This window comes from Streptomyces sp. 4N124 (assembly GCF_052245395.1).
Taxonomy (GTDB): Bacteria; Actinomycetota; Actinomycetes; order Streptomycetales; family Streptomycetaceae; genus Streptomyces.
Genome location: NZ_JBQQBS010000009.1, coordinates 214,713 through 232,109, shown reverse-complemented (window position 1 = coordinate 232,109; position 17,397 = coordinate 214,713). Strand labels below are relative to the sequence as shown.

The 17,397-nt window shown below is 70.5% G+C and carries 13 protein-coding genes; 1 reads left to right on the top strand and 12 read right to left on the bottom strand.

Going from position 1 to position 17,397, the window contains the following annotated elements:
• Position 1 precedes the first annotated feature (1 nt).
• Genes ACTWQO_RS12415 through tkt form a run of 8 tightly spaced genes read right to left on the bottom strand, consistent with a single transcriptional unit; the run spans position 2 to position 10,353 of the window.
• Positions 2-1,462 carry a membrane-associated oxidoreductase gene (locus ACTWQO_RS12415; protein ID WP_443237303.1) on the bottom strand — a complete coding sequence of 487 codons (1,461 nt, stop codon included), beginning with the start codon at positions 1,460-1,462 and terminating at the stop codon, positions 2-4.
• Between the two features lie 46 nt (positions 1,463-1,508).
• Complete coding sequence (locus tag ACTWQO_RS12410) at positions 1,509-2,096, bottom strand: histidine phosphatase family protein (RefSeq protein WP_443237302.1); 588 nt, start codon at positions 2,094-2,096, stop codon at positions 1,509-1,511.
• Positions 2,097-2,102: 6 nt separating this feature from the next.
• On the bottom strand, positions 2,103-2,981 hold the full coding sequence (gene gnd / locus ACTWQO_RS12405) for a phosphogluconate dehydrogenase (NAD(+)-dependent, decarboxylating) (protein ID WP_443237332.1): 879 nt from the start codon (positions 2,979-2,981) through the stop codon (positions 2,103-2,105).
• A gap of 11 nt (positions 2,982-2,992) precedes the next feature.
• Positions 2,993-4,645 (bottom strand): glucose-6-phosphate isomerase, encoded by a 1,653-nt coding sequence (gene pgi / locus ACTWQO_RS12400; RefSeq protein ID WP_443237301.1) that lies wholly within the window; start codon positions 4,643-4,645, stop codon positions 2,993-2,995.
• Entirely contained in the window at positions 4,638-5,573 is a 936-nt protein-coding gene (gene opcA, locus ACTWQO_RS12395) for a glucose-6-phosphate dehydrogenase assembly protein OpcA (protein ID WP_443237300.1), read from the bottom strand. Before opcA ends, pgi begins: the two co-directional genes overlap by 8 nt.
• Entirely contained in the window at positions 5,570-7,114 is a 1,545-nt protein-coding gene (gene zwf / locus ACTWQO_RS12390; RefSeq protein WP_443237299.1) for a glucose-6-phosphate dehydrogenase, read from the bottom strand. Before zwf ends, opcA begins: the two co-directional genes overlap by 4 nt.
• Positions 7,111-8,250 (bottom strand): transaldolase, encoded by a 1,140-nt coding sequence (gene tal / locus ACTWQO_RS12385; RefSeq protein WP_443237298.1) that lies wholly within the window; start codon positions 8,248-8,250, stop codon positions 7,111-7,113. Before tal ends, zwf begins: the two co-directional genes overlap by 4 nt.
• Positions 8,251-8,277: 27 nt before the next feature.
• Positions 8,278-10,353, bottom strand: coding sequence for a transketolase (gene tkt, locus ACTWQO_RS12380; protein ID WP_443237297.1), 2,076 nt, complete (start codon positions 10,351-10,353; stop codon positions 8,278-8,280).
• A gap of 145 nt (positions 10,354-10,498) precedes the next feature.
• Between tkt and ACTWQO_RS12375 the strand changes: the two genes are divergently transcribed.
• Positions 10,499-11,407, top strand: a complete 909-nt coding sequence (locus tag ACTWQO_RS12375; RefSeq protein WP_443237296.1) for an AraC family transcriptional regulator — start codon at positions 10,499-10,501, stop codon at positions 11,405-11,407.
• 49 nt (positions 11,408-11,456) lie between these two features.
• Here the strand turns inward: ACTWQO_RS12375 and ACTWQO_RS12370 are convergent, their stop codons facing one another.
• The 4 genes from ACTWQO_RS12370 to ACTWQO_RS12355 form a co-directional block, all read right to left on the bottom strand.
• Positions 11,457-12,851: a glycoside hydrolase family 16 protein gene (locus ACTWQO_RS12370; protein ID WP_443237295.1), complete on the bottom strand. Its 1,395-nt coding sequence runs from the start codon at positions 12,849-12,851 to the stop codon at positions 11,457-11,459.
• Between the two features lie 220 nt (positions 12,852-13,071).
• Positions 13,072-15,180: an MMPL family transporter gene (locus tag ACTWQO_RS12365; protein ID WP_443237294.1), complete on the bottom strand. Its 2,109-nt coding sequence runs from the start codon at positions 15,178-15,180 to the stop codon at positions 13,072-13,074.
• Between the two features lie 129 nt (positions 15,181-15,309).
• On the bottom strand, positions 15,310-15,978 hold the full coding sequence (locus ACTWQO_RS12360) for a response regulator (protein ID WP_301985716.1): 669 nt from the start codon (positions 15,976-15,978) through the stop codon (positions 15,310-15,312).
• Positions 15,975-17,165 (bottom strand): sensor histidine kinase, encoded by a 1,191-nt coding sequence (locus tag ACTWQO_RS12355; protein ID WP_443237293.1) that lies wholly within the window; start codon positions 17,163-17,165, stop codon positions 15,975-15,977. The genes ACTWQO_RS12360 and ACTWQO_RS12355 overlap by 4 nt, the downstream gene beginning before the upstream one ends.
• Positions 17,166-17,397 lie beyond the last annotated feature (232 nt).

Genomic DNA, 17,397 nt, shown 5'->3' with positions numbered 1-17,397 from the left:
CTCATTGGCGGCTGACGGTCCGGGTCACGCCGGCGAAGACCGTGGTGGCGAGGATCCAGCCGGCGATGACGAGGGCGTACGACAGCGTCTGGTACCAGCCGTCCGGAGCGAACACCCCCTCCTGGCCGAAGGAGATCACCGGCAGGAGCAGGTCGAGGGTGTAGAAGACCGGGTTGAAGTCGGGGGCTTCGGACGCCTTGAGCGGAGGGGGGTTCTCGACGGCGTAGGCGACCGAGCCCACCGCGAGCAGGGACAGCAGCCAGCCGAACGCGCGCAAGGGGTGAAAGCCGTAGCCGACCGTGGCGTCCTGGACGTGGCCCCACAGGCGTCCGTACCAGCCGAGCGTGGAGCGCTGCCGGCGCTGCTTGGCGAGCTGGACGAGCCGGGCCGCGTGGTCGTCGCCGATGCGGCGGTAGGCGGCGGTCAACTGCTCGTAGGCGTGTGGGACATAGCCCTCGTCCCGCTCCAGCATGGGCAGACGGCGCTCGGTCGGCTCGTGCGGAGTGAGGGACGTATAGGCGAGGTTGTCGAGACGGAGTCGGTCCGGGACCACCTCTGGTTCCAGGAAGAGGACGTCGATCTGGGCGCGGCGCAGGTTCAAGGTGCCTTGCGGGGGTGGGCCCTTGCGCAGCCACAGCTCCCCGATGGTGCAGCTGCTCGCCCGTAGCGCGGCATCGCCCGGATTCGACAGGTGTGCGTACGACAGGTCGAGGCGGCCGGCGATACGGGCGCCCTTCAGGCCGATCCAGCCACGTATGTGCGCGCGCTTCAGTGCGAGGTCTCCCTCTACGGTGAGGGCCATGGCGTCGATGGCGGCGTCGCCCGGGTTCTCGCACTGTGCGTCGGTCAGGTTGGCCGTCCCGGTGACGTTCGCGCCGTTGAGACGTATCTGCCCGTGGGTCACCAGCCCGGGTGCCCACAGGTCGGCCCCGAGAGCCGCCTGGTTGAGCTGGAGGACCGGCTCCTCGGCGTCCGCCGCGTTGATCTGCGCGCTCTCCATGTACAGGCTCCCGGCGAGCTGCGCCCCGCCGAGCCGCACCGGTCCCCGGAAGACGGTTCGCGTCGCCCGCAGGGTGCCGTCCACCCGCAGGGCCTGGGCCGTGAGCCCGGGCAGGTCGGACTCGCTGAGGTTGAGCTCGCGGAGCCGGGCGGCGTAGAGCCGTGGGGTCTCGTCGAAGTGGCACCGTCTGAGCCGCACGGGGTGGTCGATCGTCGCGTACTGAAGGTCGAGCACCCCGGTGATGCGAGCCCCCGCAAGCTTCAGCGACGCTATTTCACCGTCCTCCTGGGGGCCGTTGAGAAGCAGCGACCTCAACACGGCCGCGCGGACGGTGCGTTCCGGCCCCCAGTCCGCTCCGTTCCCGACGTCCTCGCCGGCGGCGGAACGGAAGTCCACGGACTCCCCGTGGGAAAAGGCCTGCCACACGCGCAGTTCGGTCGGCGTCAGATCGTTGGGCTCCATCGTCGGCGACTCTGACCTGACCGAACCACGCGTGTCAACAATGTACTTACGGCCGGGTGTTCCACTCCGCGATCACAGGTCGCCCGTGTTCCAGGGACAGCCGGCTCACCGTTCCCGTCGCCAGCTGGAACAGCCGCCCCTCGGCCGGCGACAGCCCCAGCCGCCGTGCGGTCAGGACGCGCAGGAAGTGGGCGTGGGCCACGAGGATCACGTCACCGTCGGCGAGGGCGCTGTCGACCCGGGACAGCACGCGGTCCGCGCGAGCGCCGACCTCGGCCGGTGACTCGCCGGGATGCCCGGCGGGGCCCGGTGGCACGCCGTCCGTCCACAGGTACCAGTCGGGGCGGGTGCGGTGTATGTCGACGGTGGTGACGCCCTCGTAGGCGCCGTAGTCCCACTCGTGCAGATCCTCGTCGGGCACGACGCCGGACAGGCCCGCCAGTTCGGCGGTGTGGAGCGCACGGCGCAGCGGGCTGGACAGCGCCAGGGAGAAGGTCCGGTGGGAGAGGAGCGGGGCGAGAGACTTGGCCTGTTCCTCGCCGTGCCCGGTGAGGGGCAGGTCGGTCCAGCTGGTGTGCCGGCCCGACACGCTCCACTCCGTCTCACCGTGGCGGACCAGCAGGAGATCCCCCACGGCCGGCTACTCCTTCGGCTCGACGGCGTGGCCGCCGAACTGGTTGCGCAGCGCCGCGATCATCTTCATCTGCGGCGAGTCGTCCTGGCGCGAGGCGAATCGCGCGAACAGGGACGCGGTGATGGCGGGCAGCGGGACCGAGTTGTCGATGGCGGCCTCCACCGTCCAGCGGCCCTCGCCGGAGTCCTCCGCGTAGCCGCGCAGCTTGTCCAGGTGCTCGTCCTGGTCAAGGGCGTTGACGGCGAGGTCGAGCAGCCAGGAGCGGATGACCGTGCCCTCCTGCCAGGACCGGAAGACCTCGCGCACGTCGGTCACGGAGTCGACGGCCTCCAGCAGCTCCCAGCCCTCGGCGTAGGCCTGCATCATGGCGTACTCGATGCCGTTGTGGACCATCTTCGAGAAGTGGCCCGCGCCCACCTTGCCGGCGTGGACATAGCCGTACGGGCCTTCCGGCTTGAGTGCCTCGAAGACGGGCTGGAGCCGGTCCACGTGCTCCTTGTCGCCGCCGACCATCAGGGCGTAGCCGTTCTCCAGGCCCCAGACGCCGCCGGAGACACCGGCGTCGACGAAGCCGATGCCCTTGGCGCCGAGTTCCTCGGCGTGCTGCTCGTCGTCGGTCCAGCGGGAGTTGCCGCCGTCGACGACGATGTCGCCGGGCTGGAGGAGGTCGCCGAGTTCGTCGACGACGGACTGGGTGGCGGCGCCGGCCGGGACCATCACCCAGATGGTGCGCGGCGCTTCGAGCTGCTCGACCAGTTCGGTCAGGCTGCTGACGTCGGAGACCTCGGGGTTGCGGTCGTAGCCGACGACGGTGTGGCCGGCGCGGCGGATCCGCTCGCGCATGTTGCCGCCCATCTTGCCGAGGCCGATGAGCCCCAGTTGCATCGGTGCCATGGTCAGTTCTCTTCCTTGAGTTCGCGGTAGGCGGCCACGAGGGCGGCGGTGGAGGGATCGAGACCGGGCACCTCGGTGCCTTCGGTCAGTGCGGGCTCTACCCGCTTGGCGAGGACCTTGCCCAGCTCGACGCCCCACTGGTCGAAGGAGTCGATGTGCCAGATCGCGCCCTGTACGAACACCTTGTGCTCGTACAGCGCGACCAGCTGGCCGAGGACCGACGGGGTCAGCTCGGGGGCGAGGATCGTCGTGGTCGGGTGGTTGCCGAGGAAGGTGCGGTGCGGGATCTGCTCCTCGGGCACGCCCTCCGCGCGCACCTCGTCGGCGGTCTTGCCGAAGGCGAGCGCCTGTCCCTGCGCGAACAGGTTGGCCATCAACAGGTCGTGCTGCGCCTTGAGTTCATCGCTCAGCTCGCCGATCGGCCGGGCGAAGCCGATCAGGTCGGCGGGGATCAGCCGGGTGCCCTGGTGGATCAGCTGGTAGTAGGCGTGCTGCCCGTTGGTGCCGGGTGTGCCCCACACCACCGGGCCGGTGGTCCAGCCCACCGTGTGCCCGTCCCGGTCGACCGACTTGCCGTTGGACTCCATGTCGAGCTGCTGCAAGTAGGCCGTGAACTTGGAGAGGTAGTGGCTGTACGGCAGCACCGCGTGCGACTCGGCCTCGAAGAAGTTGCCGTACCAGACGCCCAGCAGGCCCATGAGCAGCGGGGCGTTGGCCTCGGCGGGAGCGCTCTTGAAGTGCTCGTCGACGATGCGGAAGCCGTCGAGCATCTCCCGGAACCGGTCCGGGCCGATGGCGATCATCAGGGACAGCCCGATCGCCGAGTCGTACGAGTAGCGGCCGCCGACCCAGTCCCAGAACTCGAACATGTTGTCCGGGTCGATACCGAACTCGGTGACCTTCCCGGCGTTCGTCGACAGCGCGACGAAGTGCCGGGCCACCGCCTTGTCGTCGCCGCCGAGCCCGGCGAGCAGCCAGGACCGCGCCGACGTGGCGTTGGTGATCGTCTCGATCGTGGTGAACGTCTTCGACGCGACGATGAACAGCGTCTCCGCCGGGTCCAGGTCGCGCACGGCCTCGTGCAGGTCGGCGCCGTCGACGTTCGACACGAAGCGGAACGTCAACTCCCGTGCGGTGTACGGGCGCAGCGCCTCGTACGCCATCGCCGGGCCCAGGTCGGAGCCGCCGATGCCGATGTTGACGACATTGCGGATCCGGCGGCCGGTGTGGCCGGTCCACTCGCCCGAACGGACGCGGTTCGCGAAGTCGGCCATCTTGTCGAGGACGGCGTGCACGCCCGGGACGACGTTCTCGCCGTCCACCTCGATCACCGCGTCCCGCGGAGCGCGCAGCGCGGTGTGCAGCACCGCGCGGTCCTCGGTGATGTTGATGCGGTCGCCGCGGAACATGGCGTCGCGCAGCCCGAACACCTCGGTGGCGGTGGCGAGTTCCTGGAGCAGGGCCAGCGTCTCGTCGGTGATCAGGTGCTTGGAGTAGTCGATGCGCAGATCGCCGACGCGTACGACGTACCGCTCCGCGCGCCCGGGATCGTCCGCGAACAGCTCACGCAGCCGGGGCCGTTGCAGCGCGTCGGCGCGATGGTCCTCCAGGGCCGTCCACTCGGGCCGCCGGGTCGGCTTGGGGAAGTCAGACATGGGAGACGGTCTCCTTGGTGCCCTCGCCGCGCAGGGCGATGGCGTACATCTCGTCCGCGTCGAGGCGCCGCAGCTCCTCGGCGATGAGTTCGGAGGTGGTGCGGACCTTCAGCGCGAGGGTGCGTGAGGGCTGGCCGGGCAGGGACAGCGTGGCCAGCGGGCCCTCGGGGCGGTCGATGACGATCTCGCCGTTCGCGGTGCCGAGGCGGACCGCCGTGACGAGCGGACCGGCGGTGACCACCCGGTCGACGCCGACGCCGAGGCGGGCCTCCAGCCAGCGGGCCAGCAGCTCGGCCGCCGGGTTCTCCTCCTCGGCCTCCACGGCCGCCGAGGTCACCTCCACCCGGGCCTGGTCCAGGGCCGCGGCCAGCATCGAGCGCCACGGGGTCAGCCGGGTCCAGGCGAGGTCGGTGTCGCCGGGCGCGTAGGAGCGGACCCGGGTCTCGAGGACCCGCAGCGGGTCGTCCACGGCGTACAGGTCGGTGATCCGGCGCTGGGCCAGCGCGCCCAGCGGGTCCTTCGCCGGGTTCTCGGGCGCCTCCGCCGGCCACCACACCACGACCGGCGCGTCCGGCAGCAGCAGCGGCAGGACGACGGAGTCGGCGTGGTCGGACACCTCGCCGTACGTCCGCAGGACCACCGTCTCGCCGGTGCCCGCGTCCGCGCCCACCCGGACCTCGGCGTCGAGGTGGGAGGCGGTGCGGTCGCGCGGGGTGCGGGCGTGCCGCTTGATGACGACCAGGGTGCGCGCGGGGTGCTCGTGCGAGGCCTCCTCGGCCGCCTTGATCGCGTCGTAGGCGTTCTCCTCGTCCGTGACGATGACCATCGTCAGGACCATGCCCACCGCGGGTGTGCCGATGGCGCGGCGGCCCTGCACCAGCGCCTTGTTGATCTTGCTTGCCGTGGTGTCGGTCAGGTCGATCTTCATGGCCTGCGCCAGCTCCGTCCGTCTCGTGCGAGCATCTCGTCGGCTTCCTTGGGTCCCCAGCTGCCCGAGGCGTACTGCGCGGGCCTGCCCTGCTTCGCCCAGTACTTCTCGATCGGATCGAGGATCTTCCAGGACTCTTCCACTTCCTGGTGACGGGGGAACAGGTTGGCGTCGCCCAGAAGGACGTCGAGGATGAGCCGCTCGTACGCCTCCGGGCTGGACTCCGTGAACGACTCGCCGTACGCGAAGTCCATCGAGACGTCCCGGATCTCCATCGAGGTGCCCGGCACCTTCGAACCGAACCGGACCGTCATGCCCTCGTCGGGCTGGACGCGGATGACGATCGCGTTCTGGCCGAGTTCCTCGGTGGCCGTCGAGTCGAACGGCGAGTGGGGTGCCCGCTTGAAGACGACCGCGATCTCGGTGACGCGGCGGCCCAGCCGCTTGCCGGTGCGCAGATAGAAGGGGATGCCCGCCCAGCGCCGGTTGTCGACCTCCAGCTTGATCGCCGCGTAGGTGTCGGTCGTCGACTTGGAGTCGATGCCGTCCTCCTGGAGGTATCCGGGCACCTTCGCGCCGCCCTGCCAGCCCTCCGCGTACTGAGCCCGGACCGTGTGCTCGCCCAGGTTCTCCGGCAGCCGTACGGACTTCAGGACCTTCAGCTTCTCGGTCAGCAGCGACTCCGCGTCGAACGCGATGGGCTCCTCCATCGCGGTGAGCGCCATCAGCTGCAGCAGGTGGTTCTGGATGACGTCACGGGCGGCGCCGATGCCGTCGTAGTACCCGGCCCGCCCTCCGATACCGATGTCCTCGGCCATCGTGATCTGGATGTGGTCGACGTACGACCGGTTCCAGATCGGCTCGTACATCTGGTTGGCGAAACGGAGCGCCAGGATGTTCTGGACGGTCTCCTTGCCGAGGTAGTGGTCGATGCGGAAGACCTGGTCCGGCTCGAACACGTCGTGCACGATCGCGTTCAGTTCGCGGGCGCTGGTGAGGTCGCGGCCGAACGGCTTCTCGATGACCGCGCGCCGCCACGAGCCCTCGGGCGCGTCCGCAAGGCCGTGCTTCTTCAGCTGCTGGACGACCTTCGGGAAGAACTTCGGCGGTACGGAGAGATAGAAGGCGTAGTTGCCGCTGGTGCCCCGCGAGGCATCCAACTCGTCGACGGCGGAACGCAGTTGCTTGAACGCCTGGTCGTCGTCGAAGTCGCCCGGGATGAACCGCATGCCCTCGGCGAGCTGATGCCAGACCTCCTCGCGGAACTCCGTACGCGCATGCTCGCGGACCGAGTCGTGCACGACCTGCGCGAAGTCCTGGTCCTCCCAGTCGCGCCGGGCGAAGCCGACGAGGGAGAAGCCCGGCGGAAGCATGCCGCGGTTGGCGAGGTCGTACACCGCGGGCATCAGCTTCTTGCGGGACAGGTCGCCGGTGACACCGAAGATGACGAGCCCGGACGGACCTGCGATCCGCGGGAGCCGGCGGTCACGGGCGTCGTGCAGCGGATTGGCCCACTCGACCTCGGTCAGTTCCTCGCTCATTCCCCGTCGACCCCCTTGCTGCTCAGCGACTTCGCCACGGCGTCCAGCAGGTCCTGCCAGGCCACCGCGAACTTGGCGACGCCCTCGTCCTCCAGCTGCTGCACGACCTCGTCGTACGAGATCCCGAGCGTTTCCACGGCGGCCAGGTCGGCGCGTGCCTGCGCGTAACCGCCGCTCACCGTGTCGCCGGTGATCACGCCGTGGTCGGCCGTGGCGTTCAGCGTGGCCTCCGGCATCGTGTTGACGGTGCCGGGCGCGACCAGCTCGTCCACGTACAGCGTGTCCTTGTACGCCGGGTCCTTCACGCCGGTCGAGGCCCACAGCGGGCGCTGCTTGTTGACGCGGGCGCCGGCGAGGGCGGTCCAGCGGGTGCCGCCGAAGACGTCCTCGTACGCCTCGTAGGCGAGCCGTGCGTTGGCGAGCGCCGCCCTGCCCTTCAGCGCCAGGGCCTCGTCGGTGCCCAGCACCGTCAGCCGCTTGTCGATCTCGCTGTCGACGCGGGAGACGAAGAAAGAGGCCACGGAGTGGATGGCGGCGAGGTCGAGGCCCTTCGCGGCGGCCTTCTCGAGACCCGCGAGGTAGGCGTCCATGACCTCGCGGTACCGCTCCAGCGAGAAGATCAGCGTGACGTTGACGCTGATACCGAGGCCGATGACCTCGGTGATCGCCGGGAGGCCGGCCTTCGTCGCCGGGATCTTGATCATCACGTTGGGCCGGTCGACCAGCCAGGCAAGCTGCTTGGCCTCGGCGACGGTCGCCTTGGTCCGGTGGGCGAGCCGCGGGTCGACCTCGATGGAGACCCGGCCGTCCCGTCCGCCGGTCGCGTCGTACACCGGCCGCAGGATGTCGGCGGCGGCACGGACGTCCGCGGTGGTCATCATCCGTACGGCCTCGTCGACCGTGGCACCGCGCGCGGCGAGGTCGGCGAGCTGCTCCTCGTACCCCTCACCCGAGCCGATCGCGGCCTGGAAGATCGACGGGTTGGTGGTGACGCCGACGATGTGCTTGCCGGCGATGAGTTCGGCGAGGTTGCCGGAGGTGATCCGGTTGCGGGAGAGGTCGTCCAGCCAGATGGAGACGCCCTCGTCGGACAGGCGCTGGAGGGCTTCCGCGGTGGCGGTAGCTTCGATGGTCACAGTGTCATCTTCTTTCTGGCGATCGGATCAGGCACGCGCGGCAGCGAGGGAGGCCCGGGCAGCGGCGGCGACGTTCTCGGCGGTGAATCCGTACTCGGCGAACAGGGTCTTGGCGTCGGCGGAGGCGCCGAAGTGCTCCAGCGAGACGATGCGTCCCGCGTCTCCCACGAAGCGGTACCACGTCAGACCCACCCCGGCCTCGACGGCGACACGCGCCTTCACGGACGGCGGAAGGACGCTCTCGCGGTACTCACGGGGCTGCTCCTCGAACCACTCCACGGACGGCATCGACACCACCCGGGTGCCCACACCCTCGGCCTCCAGTTCCTCGCGCGCGGCGACGGCGAGCTGGACCTCCGAGCCGGTGGCGATCAGGATCACCTCCGGCGTCGGGGTGGAGGACTCGCGCAGGACGTAACCGCCCTTGGCCGCGGCCTCGTTGCGCGCGTACGTCGGCACGCCCTGACGGGTGAGGGCGAGGCCGTGCGGCGCCGGGTTGGTGGCGTGCCGCTGGAGGATCTCGGCCCAGGCGACGGCGGTCTCGTTGGCATCGGCGGGCCGGACGATGTTCAGGCCGGGGATGGCGCGCAGCGAGGCCAGATGCTCGACCGGCTGGTGCGTGGGGCCGTCCTCGCCGAGCCCGATGGAGTCATGCGTCCACACGTATGTCACCGGCAGCTGCATCAGCGCGGACAGGCGCACGGCGTTGCGCATGTAGTCGGAGAACACCAGGAAGGTGCCGCCGTAGATGCGGGTGTTGCCGTGCAGGGCGATCCCGTTCATCGCCGCCGCCATCGAGTGCTCGCGGATGCCGAAGTGGACCGTACGGCCGTACGGGTCGGCCTCCGGCAGCGGGTTGCCCTTCGGCAGGAACGACGACGTCTTGTCGATGGTGGTGTTGTTCGAGCCGGCCAGGTCGGCGGAGCCGCCCCACAGCTCGGGCAGCACAGGGCCGAGGGCCTGGAGGACCTTGCCGGAGGCGGCGCGGGTGGCGAGGGACCTGCCCTCCTCGAAGACGGGGAGCGCGGACTCCCAGCCCTCGGGCAGCTGACCGGCGACGACGCGGTCGAAGAGCTGTGCGCGCTCGGGGGAGGCGGCGCGCCACTCGGCGATCCGCTTGTCCCAGGCGGCGTGGGCCTCGGCGCCCCGGTCGAGGGCGGTACGGGTGTGGGCGAGGACGTCGCCCGCGACCTCGAAGGTCTGCTCCGGGTCGAAGCCGAGGACGCGCTTGGTGGCGGCCACCTCGTCCTCGCCGAGCGCCGAGCCGTGCGAAGCCTCGGTGTTCTGCGCGTTCGGGGCGGGCCAGGCGATGATCGTGCGCATCGCGATGATCGAGGGGCGCCCGGTCTCGGCCTGCGCGGCCTTCAGCGCCGTGTGGAGGGCGTGGACATCGATGTCGCCGTCGGCGGCGGGCTCGATGCGCTGGGTGTGCCAGCCGTAGGCCTCGTACCGCTTCAGCACGTCCTCGGAGAAGGCCGTCGCGGTGTCGCCCTCGATGGAGATGTGGTTGTCGTCGTACAGGAAGACCAGGTTGCCGAGCTTCTGGTGCCCGGCGAGGGAGGAGGCCTCCGCGGAGATCCCCTCCTCCAGGTCGCCGTCGGAGACGATCGCCCAGATGGTGTGGTCGAAGGGGGACTCGCCCTCGGCCGCCTCGGGGTCGAACAGCCCGCGCTCGTACCGGGCGGCCATCGCCATGCCGACGGCGTTCGCGACGCCCTGGCCGAGCGGCCCGGTCGTCGTCTCCACGCCCGCCGTGTGCCCGTACTCGGGATGACCCGGAGTCTTCGACCCATGGGTCCGGAACGCCTTCAGGTCGTCCAGCTCCAGCTCGTACCCGGCGAGGAAGAGCTGGGTGTAGAGGGTGAGCGAGGTGTGGCCGGGGGAGAGAACGAAACGATCCCGCCCGGTCCATTCCGGATCGGCGGGATCGTGACGCATCACCTTCTGAAAGATCGTGTACGCGGCCGGAGCCAGGCTCATCGCGGTGCCGGGGTGCCCGTTCCCCACTCGCTGTACGGCATCGGCCGCCAGGATGCGGGCGGTGTCGACGGCACGCCGGTCGAGCTCGGTCCACTCGAGACGGTCTGATGTCTGCGCGCTCATCTTCAAGAAGTCCTCACGGGAAGGGTCTGACCAGCGGAACGCCTTCAAAACTAAAAGTCTGACTTTTCGGAGGGAAGGTCATCGTGTGCCAGCCTGTGGTGAAACTGGGACACGGACGGCGCGACAGGGGCGGCACGAGAAGGACATGGCGGACACAACCATCCAAGCCGGAGCCGGTGACGGGAGCGGAGACGGCATCCGAACGTTCCCTTTCCCGGTCGAGCTGAGCGTGTGCGGTGTCGGCATGCAGGTCGGCCCGATGGGCACCGACCGCACCTGGCACGCCGCCGACGCCCCGCTGGACCGCGTGCACCGCATCGACTTCCACGTGGTGATGCTCTTCAGCGAGGGCCCCGTGCACCACATGATCGACTTCGCCGAGTACGAGGCGACGGCCGGCGACATCCTCTGGATCCGCCCCGGCCAGGTGCACCGTTTCTCCCGCACGAGCGAGTACCGCGGCACCGTCCTGACCATGCAGCCCGGTTTCCTGCCCCGCGCCACCGTGGAGGCGACCGGCCTCTACCGCTACGACCTGCCGCCCCTGCTCCACCCCGACGAGGCACAACGCACCGGTCTCCAGGCGGCCCTGAACCACCTGCAACGCGAGTACGAAGACACCGCGACCCTCCCCCTGAGCCTGCACACCGCGGTACTACGCCACTCCCTCACCGCGTTCCTGCTGCGCCTGGCCCACCTCGCGGCCAGCTCCGCGGAGGCGGCACGCCGGCAGGGCGACACCACCTTCACCCTCTTCCGGGACGCGGTCGAGAAGGGCTTCGCCACCAACCACAGCGTCAGCGCCTACGCCGACGCCCTCGGCTACTCCCGCCGCACCCTCGTCCGCGCCGTCCGCGCCGCCACCGGCGAGACCCCCAAGGGCTTCATCGACAAACGCGTCATCCTGGAAGCCAAGCGCCTCCTGGCCCACACGGACATGCCCATCGGCCGCATCGGCGCCGCCATCGGCTTCCCCGACGCCGCCAACTTCTCCAAGTTCTTCCACCAGCACACGGACCTGACACCGGCGGCGTTCCGGGCCGAGCTGCGGTGATGCCCCGCGAGGATGGTCCAGGCCTCGCGGGGCATCGTCAACGCAGCCGTCACTTCCCGAAGTTGAACCAGTTCACATTCACGAAGTCCGCCGACTGGCCGCTGGTGAAGGTGAGATACACGTCGTGTGTTCCGGTGACGGAGCTGATGTTCGCCGGTACGGTCCGCCAGGACTGCCAGCCACCGGTGTTGCCGACGGCGAAGCTCCCGATGGGTGTGTTGGTGCGACTGTCCAGGCGCACCTCGACCAGACCACTGACGCCGGACCCGGCGCCGCTCGCGACTCTCGCGTTGAACTGAGTCGCCGCCGTGGAACCGAAGTTGACGCCCCGGAACAGCGCCCAGTCGCCGTTGCCCACCGCCCCGATGTTCTGCCCGCCGCCCGAGTCCGACGTCGACTCGGTCATGGTGCCGGACTGTCCGTCGTACGACTCGGCCTGGATGGCGCTGTAGGCGTCACGGTTGCCGGTCGGCGGAGGCGTGGTACCGCTCCCACTGGACAGCACCTGGACGTAGTCGACGACCATCGAGTGCCCCGGCACCGTCGCGGCGTCCGGGCCGCCGCCGAACGCATCCACGAAGCCGCCGCCCATCGCCACGTTCAGGATGATGAAGAAGCCGTGGTTGGTGGCGTTGCTCCAGGTCGTCGCGTCGACCTGATCGGCGCGCACGGTGTGGTAGTTGATGTCGTCGACGTAGAACCGGATCTGCTCGGGGCTGGTCGAGCGGTCCCACTCCATCGCGAAGGTGTGGAAGCCCGCCTGGCAGGTGGCGCCGGGACAGGCCCGCGAACCGCCGATGCCCGTCGTCTCGTTGCAGGGCCCGCCGGGGCTCGTACCGCAGTGCATCGTCGACCAGACGGTGTTGAGGCCCTGGACGTTCTCCATGATGTCCAGTTCGCCGACGCTCGGCCAGTTCCAGTAGTTGCCGCGGTACGGCGTGCCCAGCATCCAGAAGGCGGGCCAGTAGCCGCGGGCCGCCGCGCCGGTGACGTTCGGCATCTGGATCCGGGACTGCACCCGCAGTTTGCCGCCCGCCGGCGGCTGGAAGTCGCCGCGGTTGGTCTCGATCCGGCCGGACGTCCAGTTGCCGGAGGCGTCCCGGCGTGGGGTGATGCGCAGGTTGCCGCTGCCGTCCAGGGCCACGTTGTTGGTGCTGGACGTCATGTTCTCGATCTCGCCGGTGCCCCAGTTGGCGGGGCCGCCGGGGTAGCCGTGGCCGGTGGCGTACTGCCAGTTGGCGGTGTTGACGCCCGTGCCCGCGGGGCCGTTGAAGTCGTCCACGAAGACCTGCGTCCAGCCCGACGGCGGCGGAGGGGCGTCGGCGATCGCGGACGGGGTGGCGGCGGTGGCGGCGACCGCCGCGAGACCGAGGGTGCTCAGGACGGCGACGAGCGCGCGGCGCAGGGGGCGCCGTCTGTGGGGTGTGCCGGAGGGTTCACTCATGGGGAGGTGCCTCTCGGGTACGGAGTCGATATGCGCGGGATGCCTCTGAGAGCGCTCTCAGAGTGCCGCCAATGTGCTCCCGGTCACTCCGGTCGTCAAGAGGTAAAACCGTGAACGCCCCTGGGGCTCAGTGGAGTTCACACCATGAATGGACGCGTACCGGCCCAAAGCGCGCTGACCGGCGCGGACGTCGAACCGCGCCGGCCCGCGTCAGCCGCGGTCACACCCGGTTGTCCACGTACGGCGCCGGCGCCGGTGCCGCCCCCTCGCTCAGCCCGAACCGGTCGTGTGCCCGCCGCAGTGGCTTCGGCGCCCACCAGGCGTACCGGCCGAGCAGCGCCATCGTCGCCGGGACGAGCAGCATGCGGACGACCGTGGCGTCGATGAGGACCGCGAGGGTCAGGCCGAGGCCGATCTGCAGGATGGGGGAGAAGCCGCCGGTCATGAAGGCGCCGAAGACGACGGCGAGGAGCAGGGCGGCGCAGGTGACCACGCGGCCGGAGCGGCGCAGGCCGGTCACCACGGCTTCCTGGTCGTCGCCGGTCTGCTGCCGGGCCTCGCGCATCCGGGCCAGGATGAACAGCTCGTAGTCCATGGCGAGTCCGAACGCGATCGCGACGATCAGCGGTGGCGCGGTGAGGCTGAGCGCGCCCAGCTCCTGGGAGCCCAACAGGCCTGCCAGGTGGCCGTCCTGGAACACCCAGACCACCACGCCGAGCGCGGCGCCCAGGCTGAGCAGCGTGGTGAGGATGGTGCGCAGCGGGATCAGCACCGAGCCGGTGAACGCGAACAGCAGGGCGAGGATGCCGGCCAGGACGGTCACGGCCGCCCAGGGCACCCGGTCGGAGAGCATGTCGCGGAAGTCGACCAGCCGGGCCGCCACGCCGGTGACCTCGACCGGCTCCTCACCGCGCAGGTCCCGTACCTGTTTGACGAGGTCGGTGGCCGCGTCGCCGTCGACGCTGCCGGGTGGCTGGAGTTCCATGACCGTGGTGCCGCCCGGCAGTTCGCGGGTTTCCGCGGTCGGGGACAGCGCGCGGATCTCGTCTGCGGTGGCGGGGTCGGTGCCGGGCCTGAGGACGACCGTGATGGGTGAGACGCCGGTGCCCGGCGGGAAGTGCGCGTCGACGGTGTCGTACAACTGACGTGCCTCGGTGCTCGACGGCAGTTGGTCGGCGCCGCCGATGTTGATGCGCATGCCGGTGACGGGAAGGGCCAGGACGAGGAGCACCGGGACGACGACCGCGACCACGGCGATACGGCGGCGGGCGGCGAAGCGGGCCAGACGGGCGAACAGGCGGCCCTCCTCGCCCTCGGGCCGCTCCTTCGCCGGCGCGATCTTCGCGCCGAACTTGGTCAGCAGCGCGGGCAGCAGCGTCAGCGCGGCCAGCATGTCGATGACCACCACGGCGGCCACGGCCAGGCCCATGCTGCGCAGGAAGACGCTCGGGAAGACCAGCAGCCCGGTCAGGCTGACCGCCACCGTGAGTCCCGAGAACAGCACGGTCCGCCCGGCCTGTTCGACCGTGCGGTGCACCGCCTCGACGACGTCCGCGGTATGCCGGCGTTCCTCGCGGAAGCGGACCACCATCAACAGGGCGTAGTCCACGGCGAGTCCGAGGCCCAGCATCGTGGTCACCTGGATCGCGTACACGGAGATGTCGGTGAACTGACTGAACCCGAACAGTGCCAGGAACGCGCCCGCGATCCCGCTGACCGCCACCATCAGCGGCAGCCCGGCCGCACGCAGCCCGCCGAAGATGACCAGCAGCAGCGCCAGCACGACCGGCAGGGAGATCAACTCCGCGTTCCGTACGTCCTCCTGGGCGCGCTCACCGAGCTGGGTGCCCAGCAACGAGCCGCCGCTGACGTGGACTTCGGGCGCGTCGATCTGATGGATGCGGGCGGCCGCCGCGTCCACCGCCGCCTCCTCGTCCTCGTCGTCCAGACCGCCCTGGAGGGTGACGGAGACGAGCAGCGCCTGCCCGTCCTCGGCGATCAGGCCGCGGGTCGCGTACGGGTCCGGTACGGCCGCGACTCCGGCGATGTCCCGGACGTCCGCGACGGCCCGCTCGACCTGGGTGCGCAGGGCGGGGTCGGAGACGGCGGCGCCCTCGACGACGCCGGTGATCGAGTCACCGGTCGGGTCGATGCCGTCGAGGTGCTGCGCGGCCCGCTCCGACTCCGTGCCGGGCACTTCGGGCACGTTGTCGGAGAGCCGGCTGAAGACGCCCGTTCCGAGCCCGAAGCCGAGCAGCAGGAAGAGCACCCACAAGAGGATGACGGTGAGCGGACGGCGGGTTGCCGTCCGGGCGAGCGTGGCGAGCACGGTCCCTCCCGGCGAGTCGTCGGTTGACTTCGCCTTCAGGCTCGTGGGCCCGGGGGTGTCACCGGATCGCCGGGGGGAGCGGTTTCGGGGACTGGGCCGTACGGGGGAGGCGCGCCCCTGTCTCCCTCGCTAGGGGGAGCCGGGGGTCACCAGGCCGGTCTCGTACGCGCAGATCACGGCCTGCACCCGGTCCCTCAGACCGAGCTTGCTGAGCACGTTGCTGACATGGGTCTTGACGGTGTGCTCGCTGACGAAGAGGGTCGTGGCGATCTCGGCGTTGGACAGGCCGCGGGCGAGCATCCGCAGGGTTTCCACCTCGCGCGCGGTCAGGACCTCCAGCCGGTCGGGCGTGACCTCGGCGGTTGCCTCCTCGCGGCGGCGCCGCACGATGTCCGCGACCAGCCGGCGGGTCACGGTCGGGGCGAGCAGCGAGTCGCCGCCCGCGACGACCCGTACGGCGTGCACCAGGTCGTCCCGGCGGACGTCCTTGAGCAGGAAGCCGCTGGCGCCCGCGTACAGCGCCTCGTAGACATACTCGTCGAGGTCGAACGTGGTGAGCATGACGACCTTGCAGCTGGACTGGGCGCACACCTGCCGGGCCGCCTCCAGGCCGTCCGTGCCGGGCATGCGGATGTCGAGCAGCAGGACGTCGGGGGTGTGCTGCCGTACCGCGGCGACCGCCTCCGCGCCGTCGCCCGCCTCGGCGACCACCTCGATGTCCGGCTGCGCCTCCAGGATCATGGTGAAGCCGCTGCGGACCAGCTCCTGGTCGTCGGCGACGACCACGCGGATGCTCACCCCCGCGCCGCCTGCCGGTCCGCGGCCGGGAGGCGTACGACGACCTGGAAGCCGCCGTCCGGGCCGCGCCCGGCGCGTGCGCTGCCCCCGCAGGCGGCGGCGCGTTCGCGGATACCGATCAGACCGTGCCCGCCGCCCGGACCGGACGGGCCCCGTCCGTCGTCCGTCACCACGAGTCTCAATTCGTCCTCCAGCCAGTCGAGCGCGACCGTCGCGGAGGAAGCGTACGCATGCTTCACGGTGTTGGTGAGCGCCTCCTGCACGACACGGTAGGCGGCTACCTCGGTGTCCCGCGGCAGCGGACGGGGCTCGCCCGTGGTGCGCAGCGCGACGTGCAGGCCAGTGGAGTCGGTGACCTGCCGGACCAGGCCGGGCAGGGCGGCCACACCCGGCTGCGGCAGACGGTCCGTGGCGCCGTCACGCCGCTCTTCCTTGAGGACTCCGAGAATCCGACGCAGCTGGGACATCGCGTCCCGGCCGGCCGCCGCGATGGCGTCGAACGCGGCCTCCGCGCGCGCCGGATCGCTGCGCACCACCACCGGTCCCGCCTCGGCCTGCACCACCATCAGGCTCACCGCGTGGGCCAGGATGTCGTGCATGTCCCGGGCGATCCTGGCGCGTTCCTGCGCCGTCGCCCGCGCGGTGTCCGCGGCACGCTCCCGCTCCAGGCGGCGGGCCCGGTCCACCAGCGCCGCGGTGTAGGCGCGCTGGACGCGGGCGAGTATGCCGAACCCGTAGGCACAGACGACGCTCAGGAACTGGAAGGCGTACTCGAAGGGGAGGGTATTCGCCTTGTGCTGCATGGTGAGGGTGACCCCGAGGATCCAGCCCACCAGCATCACGCGTCGCTGCCCGGGGCGGCCCTGCGCGGCCATCGTGTAGAGGACGACCAGTCCGCCGTACGCCACATCCGGCGGCGGCGCGTGATAGACGGCCATCGCGGACGTGGCCGCGGACACGGCCCACGCGGTCGCGAACGGTGCCCGGCGCCGCCACACCAGCGGCACGGCCGTGGCCGCCGCGAGCAGCCAGCCCTGCCAGGTCAGCTTGTCGTCGCTGTCGCCGGGGAAGATCCACTGCAGTGAGGCGGCGAACAGCACCAGCGCGGCCAGCGCGCCGTCGACGGCATACGGATTCGCCGTGCGCAGCCGGGTGACGGCAGGCGTGATCCAGGACGGTGGGGACATGGGCGGCTCCTCGGGGCAAGGGCCCTTCCAGTATTGCGACGGCGAAGCGGACGGGGCCTCACCGGTGAGAGGGATATCGCCTCTTCCGTTTGTGATCATTCTGATGCCGCGGAGGGGGAACCTCCGCAGCGCACCTTGCCTCTCAATGGTCGAAACAGAGCGTTCACAGCGTGTGCATGGTTTTGGACCGATGGTTGCGATCACCATCGGTTCTGCTGTCCGCACCCGCCGT

Bases quoted from the DNA above. Each gene is read 5' to 3' on its own strand.
- ACTWQO_RS12415 (WP_443237303.1), bottom strand. From the start codon at position 1,462: ATGGAGCCCAACGATCTGACGCCGACCGAACTGCGCGTGTGGCAGGCC.
- gnd (WP_443237332.1), bottom strand. From the start codon at position 2,981: ATGCAACTGGGGCTCATCGGCCTCGGCAAGATGGGCGGCAACATGCGC.
- pgi (WP_443237301.1), bottom strand. From the start codon at position 4,645: ATGTCTGACTTCCCCAAGCCGACCCGGCGGCCCGAGTGGACGGCCCTG.
- opcA (WP_443237300.1), bottom strand. From the start codon at position 5,573: ATGAAGATCGACCTGACCGACACCACGGCAAGCAAGATCAACAAGGCG.
- zwf (WP_443237299.1), bottom strand. From the start codon at position 7,114: ATGAGCGAGGAACTGACCGAGGTCGAGTGGGCCAATCCGCTGCACGAC.
- tkt (WP_443237297.1), bottom strand. From the start codon at position 10,353: ATGAGCGCGCAGACATCAGACCGTCTCGAGTGGACCGAGCTCGACCGG.
- ACTWQO_RS12375 (WP_443237296.1), top strand. From the start codon at position 10,499: ATGGCGGACACAACCATCCAAGCCGGAGCCGGTGACGGGAGCGGAGAC.
- ACTWQO_RS12370 (WP_443237295.1), bottom strand. From the start codon at position 12,851: ATGAGTGAACCCTCCGGCACACCCCACAGACGGCGCCCCCTGCGCCGC.
- ACTWQO_RS12355 (WP_443237293.1), bottom strand. From the start codon at position 17,165: ATGTCCCCACCGTCCTGGATCACGCCTGCCGTCACCCGGCTGCGCACG.